The organism is Microbacterium sp. CFBP 8794 (assembly GCF_014841235.1).
Taxonomy (GTDB): Bacteria; Actinomycetota; Actinomycetes; order Actinomycetales; family Microbacteriaceae; genus Microbacterium.
Genome location: NZ_JACYTT010000001.1, coordinates 559,191 through 574,017 on the forward strand (window position 1 = coordinate 559,191; position 14,827 = coordinate 574,017).

The following is a 14,827-nucleotide window of genomic DNA, read 5'->3' on the forward strand; positions in this document are numbered from 1 at the left end:
CGCCGGAACGCACCGCGGCTCACCCGATACGGCGCACGAGCTGCAGCCGTCAGCGCCCCCCGAAGAGCAGAGCGGCGCCACCCGCGAGTGCCATGGCGCCGAACACCGCAAGGAGGTACCACCGCACGCGTGTCCCGTTCACGCGTGAACCTCGGGGCTGCATCGGCGCGATCGACGAGACGGTGTGCGCCGACGGCGGGGGAGTCGACGACGCAGAAGAACCGGAGGGAGCCGACACGACCGCACTGTTCGTGGGCACGACCTCTCGCACCCGTTGGACGAACAGGTCGACAGTACGCAAGAGGTGCTCCCACGATGCCGGATCGTCTGTCGACAGCGAGCGTGGCGCATACAGGAACAGCCACGGCCCGGTGAGTTCCGCGTCGAGCGGGTACTGTGCGTCGGCCAGTGCCGCCGTGATCTCGGAGGTCAGAAGAGCGTCCACGATCGGCTCGGTTCCCGGGGCCGCCTCGACGACGACGCCGGCGCGACGATCATCGGACACCGCCCCTTCGGGTGTCGAGGGAAGGGCGGCGTGTGTCCGATTGCTCGCGGCCTCGACGGTCACCGAAGGCAATGCAACGCCCAGATGGACCGCGACGTACCCCCACTGCTGCGTGAACTGATTGCCGACGGCGACCTCGGTGTAAAAGCTGTCACCGATCTCGATCACCGGGGCGCCCGGGATGCGGACGATGTTCACGGCCCGCTGTGAGAAGCGCGGCTGCCCGTTCGGTTGGCGGAACACCACGCCGGGCAGTTCCTGCGCGACGGCGTGTGTGAAGTATTCCCACCCGTTCGTCGCCGCCAAGCGGGAGACGGCGAAGGCCGTGGCATCCGTCCGCGCCGGCGGTTCGGTCGGATGCGTCAGCGGTGTGTAGTCGATCTGTGGGAGCACGGACTCATTCTGCCCGCGGCGGCGATGATGACAAATGGCTGACAACACGCGCGGAGAATCTCTAGGGTGTACGAGCACGACATTCAAGGAGGGCTGAATGACGGAATCAGCGGAAATGCACGATGCGCTGCGAAAGCTCGACGCACAGGTGGCGATGAGTCAGCATCGGGCGGAACAGATGCAGAAGTTGGCGTCAGACATCGAGGCCATTCGCGTGGGTCAGACGTCTCCGGGTGGAGAGTTGACGGTCCACGTCGACGCGAACGGCAGGCTGGTGGACATCACGTTCACGCACCGCGCCCTCGTGCTGGATCCACGACAGGTGCGTTCGCTCCTCTTGGATGCGGTCGAGGACGGGTATGAAGAGGCGACACGACGCAGTGTCGCTCTCGCGTCCGAAACCTTCGGGCCGGATGCGCCCACCGTCGTCGGCCTCCGTCAGAACGCAGAGCGCTATCGTCCGCACGTGAACCGCGAGGACGAGGGATGAGTGCCGATCGCATCCAGGTAGACCCGGACTTCCTCCGCCAGCACGCCACGAAGATCACCGCGATCTCGCACGACGTTGCAGAGGCGTCAGCGGCGGCCGCGCATGTTGCCCTGGGTGGGCAGGCGTTCGGGATCATGTGTGCTTTCGCCGCCGTGCCGACGACGATGCTGGGGCTGGGCGCGATGGGCGCAGTCGCTTCCGTCGAGCGAGCGCTCGGACGGGCCGCGACCGCAGCCACGCAGATGGCCGACGACTTCGAGAACCTCGAGAACCGTTTCGTACAAGAACTCGAAACCCTTCGCGCCGAGATCGACGGCGGGGTCTACGTGTGACTGACGCGAACTCGCTGATCGCCGCGCCCACGGAAGGCAGCCTCACGGACGCGCTGGGCCCATTCGAGGACGGGTACTCGCTGGTCGAGTCCATTTCGAGCGGCGACTGGATCGGTGCCTCCCTCGCCGGTGGTTCGATCGTCGTCTCAGGCATCGATGCCGTCGTGAACCCCATCGCCACATTGGTCTCACTCGGAGTCGGCTGGCTCCTCGAGCACATGTGGCCGCTCAATGAGTGGCTGGATCAGCTGACCGGCGACCACCACGAGGTAGCTGGGTTCGCTCAAACGTGGCAGAACGTCTCCGGGCGTCTGGGTGAGTCCTCCGGGTCGCTCGCGCGCGCCGTGGACGACCTCGCCGACTTCGATGGCGCCGCGGCCGACGCGTATCGTTCGCTGCTGACGACGCTGACCTCCTCTCTGCAGAGGTGTGCCGAACTGTGCGCCGGCCTCGGCATCGCGGCCGATCTGCTCGCCGGGATCGTGAAGGCGGTGCACGACGTCGTTCGCGACGTCATCGCCGACCTCGTCGGCTTCGTCGTGCAGAGTCTCGCTCTGGCCGCCGGCACTCTCGGCGCGGCAACACCGGCGATCGCCGCGCAGTTGGCGGTGAAGTCGGCGAAGTGGACTTCTCTGCTCTCCTCGTTCATTCGCGAACTCGTCACCTCGGCCGGCACCTATGTCGATCTCGCGAAAACGATCAAGGAGTTCGTCGAAGGGGCGGCATCCGCCACCGATGATCGCGCCGCAGCGGCGTGACCGATCCCCCTTCGGCTGAATCCATCTCACAAGCACCGGGGTCGTGCACCGTCCGTTGTCCGTGCGCCGCGTCCACATCACCGTCGACCCATGTCGCTGGCTCCCTTTCGGCGACCGCATCCGGCGCGGACCGTCTCGGTACGAACGCTGAATGGATGCCACGACCCCGCGGTCGCGGCATCCATTCAGCGCGAAGGACTACGCGTCGGCGTCTGCCAGCACGGACCGCAGCGGCGGGACGTTGACCTCGTGCAGGTCGACGCTGTCGAGGCGCTCGATGCTCTGCACGCGGGGGGCGATGACGCGATCGTCGGCGACGATCCAGCTGCCGACGAGCAGGAAGCGGTCGTTGCCGGCCGTGATCGGCCCGGTCAGCGCGAACGTCTGGTGAGTCGGGGTGAGGAACGTCACGCGCACGGGCGTGCCGTGGGGAAGGGTCGAGGGATCGACGACATCGGCGCCGAGCGCGGGCTCGGGCGCCTCGATGCCGAGGTCGATCCGCTGGATCTCGGCGCTGGTGGCCAGGATCACGTCGCCGACGAGGGGCTGCCCCCCGACGCCGATGCGCACGGTGCCCTCGAGCGCGTAGAGCCCGTAGCGGGATGAGCGGACGAGGACGCGGGCGATGTCGCCCGCCTTCACCTCGGCGAGGGCCTCGCGGATGCGCCCCACGTCGCGTCGAGCGCGAGCTGCCGAGAAGATGTCGAGCGCTTGTTCGTCCATATGTTCAGAGTAACGAGCAGTTCCGACATCGGGCATCGCTGCGCGGAGAACGCGGGATGAACCGAACGCTCGGTCCGCCGGGGCCGTTCGATACGGGACCACGAGCCGGGGGGCGTCAGACGTGAATCGGGGCGCGATCGGCGCACCGGGGCGGTCATTGGGCGCCCCGGTGCACGAAACGAGCCCCGGATGCCAGCGACCCGACCACCCGACACACCACGCCGCCCCATCGGCAACACGACAGAATCGCCTCAGTCCCGCGCCGCCCACCACTGCCGCAACCGCTTCTCGGCCTCGTCTTCGCCGAGCACGCCCTCGTCGAGGCGCAGCTCGAGCAGGAACCGGTAGGCCTCGCCCACCTCACGACCGGGCTTCACACCCAGCACCTCTTGAATGCGGTTGCCGTCGAGCTCGGGGCGGATCGCGTCGATCTGCTCCTGCTCGCGCAGGGCCGAGATGCGGTTCTCGATGTCGTCGTACGCGGATGCCAGGCGATGAGCCTTGCGCTTGTTGCGCGTGGTCACGTCGGCCCGCGTGAGGATGTGCAGGCGTTCCAGCTCGTCACCGGCGTCGCGCACGTAGCGTCGGACCGCGGAGTCGGTCCACGCGCCCTCGGCGTAGCCGAAGAACCGCAGGTGCAGTTCAACCAGGCGCGAGACGACGGTCGTGGTGTTCGCGTCGAAGCGCAGCGCCTGCAGACGCTTGCGGGCCAGGCGTGCGCCCTTGATGTCGTGGTGGTGGAAGGTCACGCCGCCGCCCGGCTCCAGGCGCCGCGTCGCGGGCTTGCCGATGTCGTGCAGCAGCGCCGCGAGACGCAGCGGCACGTCGGGGGCGGCATCAGGATGCCGTTCCTTCTCGAGCGCGATGGCTTGGCGTAGCACGGTGAGCGAGTGCTCGTAGACGTCTTTGTGGTGGTGGTGCTCATCGACCTCGAGGCGCAGCGCCGGTACCTCGGGCAGGAACTCGTCGATCAGGCCGGTCTCGACCAGCACCCGGATACCGCGGACGGGGTCGTCGGTCTGGAGCAGCCGTACGAGCTCGGCCTGCACGCGCTCGGGGCTGACGATTTTCAGCGAGGCGCGCAGCTCGACGATGGCGGCGAGCGTGTCGGGGTCGAGGGTGAACTCGAGCTGCGACGCGAATCGAGCTCCGCGCAGCATGCGCAGGGGGTCGTCGCCGAAGCTCACCGCGGGATCGATGGGGGTGCGCAGGCGCTGGGCCAGCAGGTCTTCGACGCCGCCCGTCGGGTCGACGAGGGTGCGGGCGGGAACCCGCAGCGCCATGGCGTTGACCGTGAAGTCGCGGCGGTTGAGATCGGCCTCGAGCGTGTCACCGAACTCGACGGTGGGCTTGCGGGTGACGCCGTCGTAGCTGTCGGCCCGGTAGGTCGTGATCTCGACCTGCTCACCCCTGACCCGGGCGCCGATCGTGCCGAAGGCCCGACCGACGTCCCACTGCACCGACGACACCGGCTTCACCAGGGCGAGGATCTCGTCGGGACGCGCGTCGGTGGTGAAGTCGAAGTCGTGGGTGATCCGGCCCAGCAACGCGTCGCGGACGGGTCCCCCGACCAGGGCCAGGTCGCGACCGGCGTCGGCGAAGACGCGGGCGAGAGTGGCGACCACGGGGTGGGCCGCCAGCTCCTCCAGGCGCGCGAGACCGTCGACCATGTTCAGCATGCCTTCGAGCCTATCCGGGGCCGCCGACAGCCACCGCAGACGTGCTCCGCGCCAGACGCGAGGGCCGACGGCACCCTGTCCGCAGACACCGGCGGGCGTTAGTCGTCGGCGAAGTCCACGAACCCGGTCACCAGCAACTCACGCACACGCGGGAGCAGGTCGGCGCGGAGGGCCTCGGCATCCACCTCGAGCAGCTGCGCGATCGCGTCGACGAGCACGCCCACCGACAGATCGCCGTCGCACGCGCCCACGAGCGCCGCCAACGCGGGGTCGACCTCGAGCGTGCGCGCGAAGCCCCCGCCCTGGCGCAGCTCGATGACCGAGGGGTCCTCTTCACCCGGTCGGTGGTGCCGAGCCTCGGTCACGTCGGGGGCGACGCGCAGCACGCTGTCGGCCAGGCTCTCGTCGTCGAGCAGCGCCGCGCGATCGTGCGCGGCGAGGCAGGCGGCCAGGTGCGATCCGAACCACGCCTCGCCGCCGCCGTCGACCCGCTCGAAGCGGGCGAGCGTGGGGGCTCCGGCGAGAGGCTTGCGCACGAGCATGTAGCCGAAACCGATGCCGGTCACCCCCCGCTCGGCGAAGTCGTCAAGCCAGGCGTCGATCAGCCGCGCGTACGCGGGGGTGCCGGCGACCGTGCCGCCGTCGCGCACCCACAGTTCGGCGTAGGCGAGCGGATCGAGCACCTGCCGTTCGACGACCCAGGCGTCCATCGACGTTCCGATCCAGTCGCGCACCCGATCAAGTCCCGACTCGCCCTCGCGGTACTCCCAGTTGCCGAGCGACTGCGCGACACCGCCGGGGGACAGGTGCGCGCCCACACCGCCCATGACCGACGCGACGAGCGCGTCGCCTTCGAGACCACCGTCACGGTATTCGTACGCCGGAACACCGGCCACGCGCGGAGTGATGACGAACGGGGGATTGGAGGCCACGCGGTCGAACGTCTCGCCGGCGACGGGGTCGAAGAGCGAGCCGTGCCGCGTCTCGATGCCGTCGACGTCGTTGAGCAGGGCGTTCAGCCGGGTGAACCGCAGCGCGCGCTCCGAGATGTCGGTCGCGACGACGTGGTCGACCAGACGGCGCAACCGCAGGGCCTGGATGCCGCACCCCGTGCCGAGATCGAGGGCGGTGTGCGCGCGACGCGTGAGCTGCAGCCGCGCGAGGGTCTCGGAGGCGCCCCCCACCCCGAGCACGTGGTTCTCGGGGAGCGGGCCCTCGAGCGCCGACTCGTCGAGATCGCTCGCGATCCACCATTCGACGTCGCCCTGGTCGTCGGAGAACCCCTGCGGGCGCAGCAGCACCGCCGGGGTGACCGCATCGCCCGACACCTCGATGAGCCCCAGAGTCACGGCTCCGTCGACGCGCAGCGCGGGCAGCGCCGCCTCGACGTCGCCGCGTGCCACGGGCAGTCCCAGACCCCAGAGGCGTCCCAGCACGGCCAACGCGTCACCCCGGTCACCCAGCGCGCGCGTGGCGGGGCGACGCAGGCCGCGGGCGAGAGCGTCGTCGGCCTGGGCCCCCCACGCCTCTCTCAGTGCAGCGCTGGCGAAGCCCGCCGCACGGAGGTCGTCGGCGAGGGCGCGGCACAGCAGGGCGTCGGGTTCGGGGAGCACCGGTCCATTCAACCGTCTGTGCGGGGCTATCGGGGGGCTCCGAGGTGCGCGGGCCTAGACTCAACGCGGTGCGAGGCCCCCTCGTTCCACCGACGCTCGTATGAACGTGACCTCCCAGCCTCCGGGCTCACCCGTGCCGCGGCGCTCCCTCACGCGCCGGCTGCTGGCGACCCTCGCCGCCGGCGCCCTGGCGTTCGGACTCGCGGTCCCGGCGATGCCCGCCGCGGCTGCCGCACCGAGCCCCTCGCCGTCGGCCTCGACGACGCCGGCCGTCCTGTCGGCCGCACCCGTCGCCAACGGCATCCTGCGCCCCGGTGAGGCGCTGACGGTCGCCGTGACCCTGGCGGCGGGTTCCGGGTCGGCCGTCGCGACCCCCGTCGGCCTGCAGCTGGGAACGGCGCCCCTGAGCGACGACGCGGCCCTCGAGCGCTGGCTCGGCGGCGACACCACCGGGGTCACCCTGCAGCAGGTCGCCACCGGATCGATGGATGCCACCGCCTCCGGCGCCCAGACCACCACGGCGCTGTCGGTGCCGGCGACCGACGCCGCGCTGGCCGGACGCGCGGCGGGCGTCTACCCGGTGCGCGTGACGGCCGACGGCGCGGGTCTGCGCACCCCGACCGTGGTCGTCGTTCCGAATGACGCGGGCGCCCAGACACCCGTCGCCCTCGTCGTTCCCATCACGGCCGCACCGATGACCCGGGGGCTGCTGAGCGCGAGCGAACTGGCGGAGCTCACCGCGGTCGACGGCGCTCTCTCGGCCCAACTCGATGCGGTCGACGGAACCGGGGCGACCCTCGCGGTCGATCCCGCCATCCCCGCGGCGATCCGGGTTCTCGGCTCGGCCGCACCCCCCACCGCCGTGGCCTGGCTGCAGCGTCTGCTGGCGCTGCCCAACAACCGCTTCGCACTGCAGTTCGGTGACGCCGACATCGCCGCGCAGCTGCGGGCCGGCCTCACCGCCCCCCTCTCACCGACGTCGCTGCAGTCGTATATGACGGCCGCCGACTTCACCCAGCCCGCGCCCGCCGTCTCGGCGGTGTCGACGCCCGATCCGTCGACATCGGCGACGCCGGGCCAGCCGTCCTACCCGTCGCTGACGTCGCTGCTCGACATCGGTTCCGCCACCCCGAACGTCTTCTGGCCCGCGACCGAATCCGCCGGCGCCGACACCGTCACCGCCCTCGGTGCCCTCGGGACCGCCGATCAGCCCGCCCACGTGCTGGTGCCGTCGACCAGCGTGGTCGGGGGCGCACGTCAGGCCGCCGCCGCCGTGGCAGGCGTATCCACCCCCGTCTACGACGCCGAGGTCTCGCGTGCTCTCGCCGACGCCGCCGGACAGAACGACACGACCCGACGGGGGTCGGCGCTCGCGGCCGCGCAGGCCTACCTCGCCCTGGCTCGCGCGACCACCGGTGATCAGCCCGTCCTCGCCATCCTCGACCGCGGCACCGACCGCTCGCGCGTGAGTCTCCGCGCGACCCTGGGCCTCGTCGCGACGGCGCCGGGGTACAGCAGCTCCACGCTCGCCGCGGTGTCGACGATCCCGGCATCCGAGACCACCCTCGCCGAGGCGACGGTCGACACCGCCCGCGTCACCGATGTCGCCGATCTGGTCGCCGATGAGCAGGTCATCGACCGTTTCGCGACGATCCTCGACCAGCCCGAGCTGCTCACCGGACGCGAGCGCGCCGAAGTCCTCCAGGTGATGAACGTGTCGTGGACGGGGGATGCCGCCCGCAAGGCCGTCTCGGACCACCGCGCCGCGACGCGTACGACGCTCGATTCCGTCGGCATCCTGTCGTCGGATTTCCGACTCGTGAGTTCCAGCGCGCCGCTGCGGCCGTGGGTGCGCAACGACCTGCCCTGGCCCGTCACGGTCGTGATGGCCGTGGACCCCAACGACGTGCGGCTCCGCGTGCAGCCGCGCACGACCGTCAACGCTCAGGCCTCGGCCAACACGCGCGTCGAGGTCCCCGTCGAGGCACGCATCGCCAACGGCGAGGTCAGCGTCGCCCTGCGGCTCTACAGCCCCACCGGAGAAGCCGTGGGCTCGCCGCAGGTGGTCGACGTCGAGGTGCGGGCCGAGTGGGAGAGCATCGGCCTCATCGTCATCATCCTGCTGATCGTGGCGTTCCTGAGTCTCGGCGTCGTGCGCACCATCGCCCGTCGCCGTCGAACGCGCACCGAGGGCGACGAGACTCCGGATGCCGAGCCCCCGGCCGACGGCAGCATCGTGCGCAAGAGCCCGGATGCCGATGGGCGCAGCCCGGCATCGGACGACAGTGCCCCCGACACCGACGACGACGGCACCGAGCCGCTGTCATCCGACTTCACCGAGGAGAACCGCCCGTGAGCAGTATCGGACGGGCGAGTGTGCTCATCGGAGCGGGGACCATCGCGTCGCGCCTGACCGGTCTGCTGCGCACCATCGTGCTCGTCGCGGCCATCGGTTCGATCGGTGGCGCGGGTGACGCCTTCGCCGTCGCGAACCAGCTGCCCAACAACATCTACGCGATCATCTCGACGGGTCTGCTGACCGCCGTGGTCGTCCCGCAGATCGTCAAGGCGGCAGCGCACGCCGACGGCGGCCAGGCATTCGTCTCCAAGCTCTTCACGCTGGGCACGGTGGGCCTGCTGGGGGCCACCGCGCTCGCCATGGTCGCCGCGCCCCTGTTGGTGCAGGTGTACGCGAGCAAGTTCACCGACGATCAGCTGGCACTGTCGACCGCCTTCGCCTACTGGTGCCTTCCGCAGGTCTTCTTCTACGGTCTGTACGCACTGCTGGGCGAGATCCTGAACGCCCGGCGCGTCTTCGGGCCGTACACGTGGGCGCCGATCGTCAACAACGTCATCTCGATCGCCGGGTTCGGCGTCTTCATCCTGATCTTCAGCGGCCCGCAGGATCGCGTCGCGGCGTGGACGCCCTCGATGATCGCGACGCTCGCCGGCACCGCCACCGCCGGCATCGTCGTGCAGACCCTGGTGCTGCTGTTCTTCTGGCGGCGGGCGGGGCTCACGCTGCGGCCCGACTTCCAGTGGAAGGGCGTGGGCCTACGCCACATCGGGCGTCTCGCGGGCTGGACCTTCCTGATGGTCGTGGCGGGTCAGCTCGCCGGCATCGTGCAATCCAACGTGCTCTCGGGCGCCTCGGGGAACGACCCCGCCATCTTCGCCTCTCAGAACGCGTGGCTGCTGTTCATGCTCCCGTATTCGATCATCGTGCTGTCCATCGGAACGCCGTACTTCACCCAGCTCAGCGAGCACGCGGCCGCGGGTCGCCACGACCAGGTGCGCGCGGACATCTCGCGCAGCATCCGCACGCTCGGCTTCTTCATCGTCGCGTCGGCCGCGGCCCTCGCCGTCGCCGCGGTTCCCGCCAGCCGCATCTTCACCACGAACGCGGAGCAGGCCGTTGCCGCGGCACCGGTGCTGCTGTGCTTCCTGGTCTGCCTCGTGCCCCTCGCCGTGCTGTTCGTCGTACAGCGCACCTTCTACGCGTACAACGACACGCGCACACCCTTCTTCTTCACGCTTCTCCAGTGCGCCCTCGTCGCCGGCGGCGCAGTCCTCGCCAGTGCCGTTCTCGGTCGCGGCGAGCTGGCGGCGGGTGTGGCCCTGACCCAGTCCATCGCCAGCGTCGTGCAGGTCGTCGTCGCCACCGTGCTGCTGCACCGTCGCCTGTCCGGCATCGGAACGGCATCGTGGCTGCTCGCCCTCGGCAGGTTCGCGTTGGCCGCTCTTCCGGCGGCGGCCGCCGGGTACGGCGTGCTGCTGCTGCTCGGCGGCGCGGACGGGTGGACGACCAGCAGCGCCCTCGCGGGAGCGGCAGGTGCCGCCATCGTCGGCTCCGTCGTGCTCGCGGTGTACCTCGGCATCCTGGCGCTCTTCCGCACCCCCGAGCTCGCGCCGGCGCTCGCCCTGGGCCGACGCTTCCTCCCCCGCCGCTAGCCCCGGGTTCCCGGAATATCCCGGGGCTACCATGGGTTTCATCCGACGGAATCAACGAAGGGAACGCGCTACCGTGCGTCACGTCATCATCATCGGATCGGGCCCCGCCGGCTATACCGCCGCAATCTACGCCGCCCGAGCCAACCTCGAGCCCCTCGTCGTCGCGAGTTCCGTCGAAGCCGGCGGCGACCTCATGAACACGACCGAGGTCGAGAACTTCCCCGGCTTCCCCGACGGCATCCAGGGTCCTGACCTCATGGCCAAGATGCAGGCGCAGGCCGAACGCTTCGGAGCGCAGGTGTTGTACGACGACGTCGTGTCGCTCCAGCTCGACGGCCCCGTCAAGACCGTCACGCTCGGCAGCGGCAAGGTCGAAGAGGCTATCTCGGTCATCTACGCCACCGGCTCCGCGTACCGCAAGCTCGGACTCGAGGGCGAAGAGCGCCTCTCGGGCCGCGGCGTCTCGTGGTGCGCCACGTGCGACGGCTTCTTCTTCCGTGACCGCACCATCGCCGTCGTCGGCGGCGGCGACTCCGCCATGGAAGAGGCGAACTTCCTCACCAAGTTCGCGTCGAAGGTCTACATCATCCACCGCAAGGACTCGCTGCGGGCGTCGAAGATCATGCAGGAGCGTGCCTTCGCGAACCCCAAGATCGAGTTCATCTGGAACTCCGCGGTCGACGAGATCCTGGGCGACGACGCCGTGAACGGTGTGCGCCTGCGCTCGACGGTGGACGACACCGTGAGCGAGCTCCCCCTCGACGGTCTGTTCGTCGCCATCGGCAACGACCCCCGCACCCACCTCGTGCACGACAAGCTGCAGCTCACCGACCAGGGCACCATCTGGGTCGACGGCCGTTCCTCGCGCACGTCGGTCGAGGGTGTCTTCGCCGCCGGCGACGTCATCGACCCGACCTACCGCCAGGCCATCACGGCCGCCGGCAGCGGTACCGTCGCTGCCCTCGACGTGGAACACTTCCTCGCCGCCCGCGGCGAGGCCGGCGAGCCCGCGGTCGCGGAGAGCCCCATCGAGGGCCTTCCCGACGCCGCTGTCGTCTGAGGAACAAAAGAACGCTCACCAGCGTTTTCATTCACTGAAGCTTCCATCTAAGGAGATATGCAATGACTGCCAAGGCGACGACCTCCGCAACGTTCGAGCAGGACGTCCTGCAGGCTGACGGACCCGTTCTCGTGGACTTCTGGGCCGAGTGGTGCGGACCGTGTCGCATGGTCGCCCCCGTCCTCGACGAGATCCAGAACGAGAACTCGGGCAAGATCACGATCCTCAAGCTCAACGTCGACGAGAACCCCGACCTCGCGATGAAGTACCAGATCACCTCCATCCCCGCGATGAAGGTCTTCCAGGGCGGTGAGGTCAAGACGACCATCATCGGCGCGAAGCCCAAGTACGCACTCGAGCAGGACCTCGCGCCGTTCCTCGGCTGAGTCCCCGCGATCATCGAATCCCCGGCGCCACGGCGTCGGGGATTCGTCGTTTTCGGAAGGGACAGCCCTGCCGAGGTGCCCACACGTCGAGAGAGGGATGCCGGTACGCGACCGCCGCTCGACGGAACGCGGTCGGTGCCCGACGCAAAGCGGTGCCGGCTTCGCCGGCGCGGGGGTCTCCCGCCGTCAGGAGGCGTCGAGTCGAGCGCTGGCGTCCCACACCCGGTTCGACTCTTCTTCGCCCAGGATGCGCCACACAGCCCGCGTCAGAGCCGGATAGTCGAGGGCGATCTGACGGAGCACACGGTAGTTGCGGGCGCGATTGGGGCGAACGCCGCCGTTCTCTGTGATGTTCTCGGCCCGCAGAGTGAGGACCACGAGTTCATCCACGTTCGGCAGGTCTTCCATGAAGTCCCAGGGATCTTCGCCGCCCCGCAGGCGTTCGTGAATCAGCACCGCGAGTTCGTCGGACGCCTCGGCACGCAGCAGCTCCAGGCTGGCACGACGGCGAGGGTTTTGGTCGTTCGAAGTCACCCATCCAGGTTACGTCGAGCCACCGACACCGGGATCGTCTGGCGCCCGGGTGTGCACAAGTGTGCGCACCTGTGGGGTGGGTCTCAGCCCGTGTACCCGTCTTCGCCCAGGGTCGCCAGGATCCGGTTCAGATCCTGGATTGAGGCGAAATCGATGCTGATCTGGCCTTTTTTCGCGGTGAGAGAGACGCGGACCTTCGTGTCGAACCGATCGCCCAAACGCTCGGCGACCTCGTCGAGGCCTGCACGACGCGAGCCTGCCTGCGGTTTCTGCCGCACCGGCGCCACCCCGGGCATCTTCGCCGCGGCTTCGGCCGCGCGCACAGACAGATCCTCGTTCACGATCTTGTCGGCGAGCTTCTGCATCTCACGCGGGTCGTCGAGCGACAGGATGGCGCGGGCGTGTCCGGCACTCAGGACTCCGGCCGCCACTCGCTGCTGAACGGGGACGGGCAGCTTCAACAGGCGGATCGTATTGCTGATCTGCGGGCGCGACCGGCCGATCCTCGTGGCGAGTTCCTCCTGCGTGATCCCGAAATCCTCGAGCAGCTGCTGGTACGCCGACGCTTCTTCCAACGGATTCAGTTGGGAACGGTGAAGGTTCTCGAGCAGAGCATCACGCAGCAGGTACTCGTCTTCGGTCTCACGGACCACCGCGGGGATGGTGTCGAGGCCTGCCTCGCGAGACGCGCGGGTGCGGCGCTCGCCCATGATGAGCTCATAGGTGCCGTCGCCCTTGTCCCGGACCACGACGGGCTGCAGCACGCCGAACTCGCGCACGGAGTGGACGAGCTCAGCGAGATCGTCGGAGTCGAAGTGCGTGCGCGGTTGACGCGGGTTGGGAACGATCAACTTGGGGTCGATGTGCACGAGCCGCGCGCCCGGGACCGTGACGAGACCATCTGCCTCGGCAGATGCGTCAGTCTTCTCCGCGGACTCCGCCGTCGACGAGCTCGACGCACCGGGGAAGAAGACGTCGACCGGACGGGACTCCGACGGCTCTGCGGTGGGAATGAGGGCGCCGATACCGCGACCCAGACCGGTTCTCTTCGCCATCAGGAATCCTTCTTCGTGGTGTCGCGCGCGACGATCTCGACCGCCGCCTCACGGTAAGCGATGGCCCCCGCTGATTGGCCATCGTACGCGATGACCGTCTGACCGAAGCTCGGCGCCTCGGAGACGCGCACCGATCGGGGAATCACCGTGTCGAGGACCTCGTGGGTGAAATGCGAACGCACTTCTTCGGCGACCTGCTGAGCGAGACGCGTACGGCCGTCGTACATCGTCAACAGGATCGTCGAGACGTGGAGCGAAGGATTGAGGTGCTTCTGAATCATCTGCACGCTGCCCAGAAGCTGACTCAGGCCCTCGAGCGCGTAGTACTCGCACTGAATGGGGATCATGACCTCATCGGCGGCGGTGAACGCGTTGATGGTCAGCAGGCCCAGGGACGGCGGGCAGTCGATGATGACGAAGTCGAGGTGGTTGTCGTCGATCGCGAGGTAGTCGCGGAGAGCTCCGCGCAGTCGGTGCTCCCGAGCAACCTGCGAAACAAGCTCGATCTCAGCGCCGGCGAGGTGAATCGTGCTCGGTGCGCACAGAAGATTCGGTGACTCCGGGCTCGTCTGCACGATGTCGGCGAGCGGGAAATCGTCGATGAGAACGTCGTACACACTCGGCGTCTCAGCGTTGTGAGCGACCCCCAAAGCGGTCGACGCATTGCCCTGCGGATCGAGATCGATCACGAGGACGCGAGCCCCGATCGACACGAGAGCGGCGGCCACGTTTACCGCGGTCGTTGTCTTCCCTACGCCGCCCTTCTGGTTCGAGACGGTGAAGACGCGAGTGCGTCCCGACAGCTCCACCTCTCGCGAGTCAAGGGCGCGACGTCGCGCGGAAAGATCAGCGATCTCACGAGCGATGGGGGAGTCCTCGAAGGAAGAGGACGCAGATGCCCCATCGGACTGTTTCACGTGAAACACCTCTCCGTTGCCGAACTTGCTCAGTCTACTCGCGCCATCCCCGGATACCCGGGTGGGACCGTCATTTGTGCAACGACCATCACTCGACTGGGTTGTTCCGGTCCACCTCTCTCTACGGACAGCTATCCTCTTCCCGCCATCACGCTGATCGTCCATCGCTCCGTCCATGGGTGATACCCGAGCTTTCCTGCGGTGTCCTGCGTGGCGGGATCATGGGGCACGACGTCTCGGCTGAAGAGGTGAGCTGCCCGCACAGCTCGCTGCGGGCAACTTTGAGCGGACGACTTCCACGACACGCGAGGTGCCTGCCCGATTGGCTTCACGGAGCGGAGGGTTAACAGTGCAGGCACGTGGTGATGCGATCCGCCGACTCTGACAGCTCTCATCTCGCAACAGAATCCATGCTCACCGGTTCACGCGGG

Annotated in this window: 14 protein-coding genes; 7 read left to right on the forward strand and 7 right to left on the reverse strand. The window is 68.9% G+C overall.

What is annotated here, in order from left to right; genetic code table 11:
• Positions 1-49 precede the first annotated feature (49 nt).
• Positions 50-898 (reverse strand): hypothetical protein, encoded by an 849-nt coding sequence (locus tag IFU19_RS02530; RefSeq protein WP_192012846.1) that lies wholly within the window; start codon positions 896-898, stop codon positions 50-52.
• Between the two features lie 97 nt (positions 899-995).
• Here IFU19_RS02530 and IFU19_RS02535 point away from each other — a divergent pair, with 97 nt between their 5' ends.
• From IFU19_RS02535 to IFU19_RS02545, 3 genes are read left to right on the forward strand one after another with little or no spacing between them, the layout of a single operon-like run.
• On the forward strand, positions 996-1,388 hold the full coding sequence (locus IFU19_RS02535) for a YbaB/EbfC family nucleoid-associated protein (protein WP_191916545.1): 393 nt from the start codon (positions 996-998) through the stop codon (positions 1,386-1,388).
• Positions 1,385-1,720, forward strand: a complete 336-nt coding sequence (locus IFU19_RS02540; RefSeq protein ID WP_192012847.1) for a hypothetical protein — start codon at positions 1,385-1,387, stop codon at positions 1,718-1,720. Before IFU19_RS02535 ends, IFU19_RS02540 begins: the two co-directional genes overlap by 4 nt.
• Positions 1,717-2,478, forward strand: a complete 762-nt coding sequence (locus IFU19_RS02545; protein ID WP_192012848.1) for a hypothetical protein — start codon at positions 1,717-1,719, stop codon at positions 2,476-2,478. The genes IFU19_RS02540 and IFU19_RS02545 overlap by 4 nt, the downstream gene beginning before the upstream one ends.
• 198 nt (positions 2,479-2,676) lie before the next feature.
• On the opposite strand, the gene IFU19_RS02550 is transcribed toward IFU19_RS02545, so the two are convergent.
• From IFU19_RS02550 to IFU19_RS02560, 3 genes are all read right to left on the reverse strand, one after another.
• Positions 2,677-3,201, reverse strand: a complete 525-nt coding sequence (locus IFU19_RS02550; RefSeq protein ID WP_192012849.1) for a hypothetical protein — start codon at positions 3,199-3,201, stop codon at positions 2,677-2,679.
• A gap of 251 nt (positions 3,202-3,452) precedes the next feature.
• Positions 3,453-4,880: a CCA tRNA nucleotidyltransferase gene (locus IFU19_RS02555; RefSeq protein WP_192012850.1), complete on the reverse strand. Its 1,428-nt coding sequence runs from the start codon at positions 4,878-4,880 to the stop codon at positions 3,453-3,455.
• Between the two features lie 98 nt (positions 4,881-4,978).
• Positions 4,979-6,493: a DUF7059 domain-containing protein gene (locus IFU19_RS02560; RefSeq protein ID WP_192012851.1), complete on the reverse strand. Its 1,515-nt coding sequence runs from the start codon at positions 6,491-6,493 to the stop codon at positions 4,979-4,981.
• A 106-nt stretch (positions 6,494-6,599) separates the two neighbouring features.
• Between IFU19_RS02560 and IFU19_RS16545 the strand changes: the two genes are divergently transcribed.
• From IFU19_RS16545 to trxA, 4 genes are all read left to right on the forward strand, one after another.
• Positions 6,600-8,849, forward strand: a complete 2,250-nt coding sequence (locus tag IFU19_RS16545; protein WP_192012852.1) for a DUF6049 family protein — start codon at positions 6,600-6,602, stop codon at positions 8,847-8,849.
• Positions 8,846-10,444 carry a murein biosynthesis integral membrane protein MurJ gene (gene murJ / locus IFU19_RS02570; RefSeq protein ID WP_192012853.1) on the forward strand — a complete coding sequence of 533 codons (1,599 nt, stop codon included), beginning with the start codon at positions 8,846-8,848 and terminating at the stop codon, positions 10,442-10,444. Before IFU19_RS16545 ends, murJ begins: the two co-directional genes overlap by 4 nt.
• Before the next feature lie 73 nt (positions 10,445-10,517).
• The gene (gene trxB, locus IFU19_RS02575; RefSeq protein WP_055832346.1) at positions 10,518-11,504 is read left to right on the forward strand and encodes a thioredoxin-disulfide reductase; all 987 of its coding nucleotides are present in this window, start codon (positions 10,518-10,520) and stop codon (positions 11,502-11,504) included.
• Between the two features lie 62 nt (positions 11,505-11,566).
• Positions 11,567-11,890, forward strand: coding sequence for a thioredoxin (trxA, locus tag IFU19_RS02580; protein WP_055832344.1), 324 nt, complete (start codon positions 11,567-11,569; stop codon positions 11,888-11,890).
• Positions 11,891-12,076: 186 nt separating this feature from the next.
• On the opposite strand, the gene IFU19_RS02585 is transcribed toward trxA, so the two are convergent.
• The 3 genes from IFU19_RS02585 to IFU19_RS02595 form a co-directional block, all read right to left on the reverse strand.
• Entirely contained in the window at positions 12,077-12,424 is a 348-nt protein-coding gene (locus IFU19_RS02585; protein ID WP_192012854.1) for a tryptophan synthase subunit alpha, read from the reverse strand.
• An 83-nt stretch (positions 12,425-12,507) separates the two neighbouring features.
• Positions 12,508-13,479 carry a ParB/RepB/Spo0J family partition protein gene (locus IFU19_RS02590; RefSeq protein ID WP_070408912.1) on the reverse strand — a complete coding sequence of 324 codons (972 nt, stop codon included), beginning with the start codon at positions 13,477-13,479 and terminating at the stop codon, positions 12,508-12,510.
• Complete coding sequence (locus IFU19_RS02595) at positions 13,479-14,405, reverse strand: ParA family protein (RefSeq protein WP_374754284.1); 927 nt, start codon at positions 14,403-14,405, stop codon at positions 13,479-13,481. Before IFU19_RS02595 ends, IFU19_RS02590 begins: the two co-directional genes overlap by 1 nt.
• Positions 14,406-14,827: the final 422 nt, after the last annotated feature.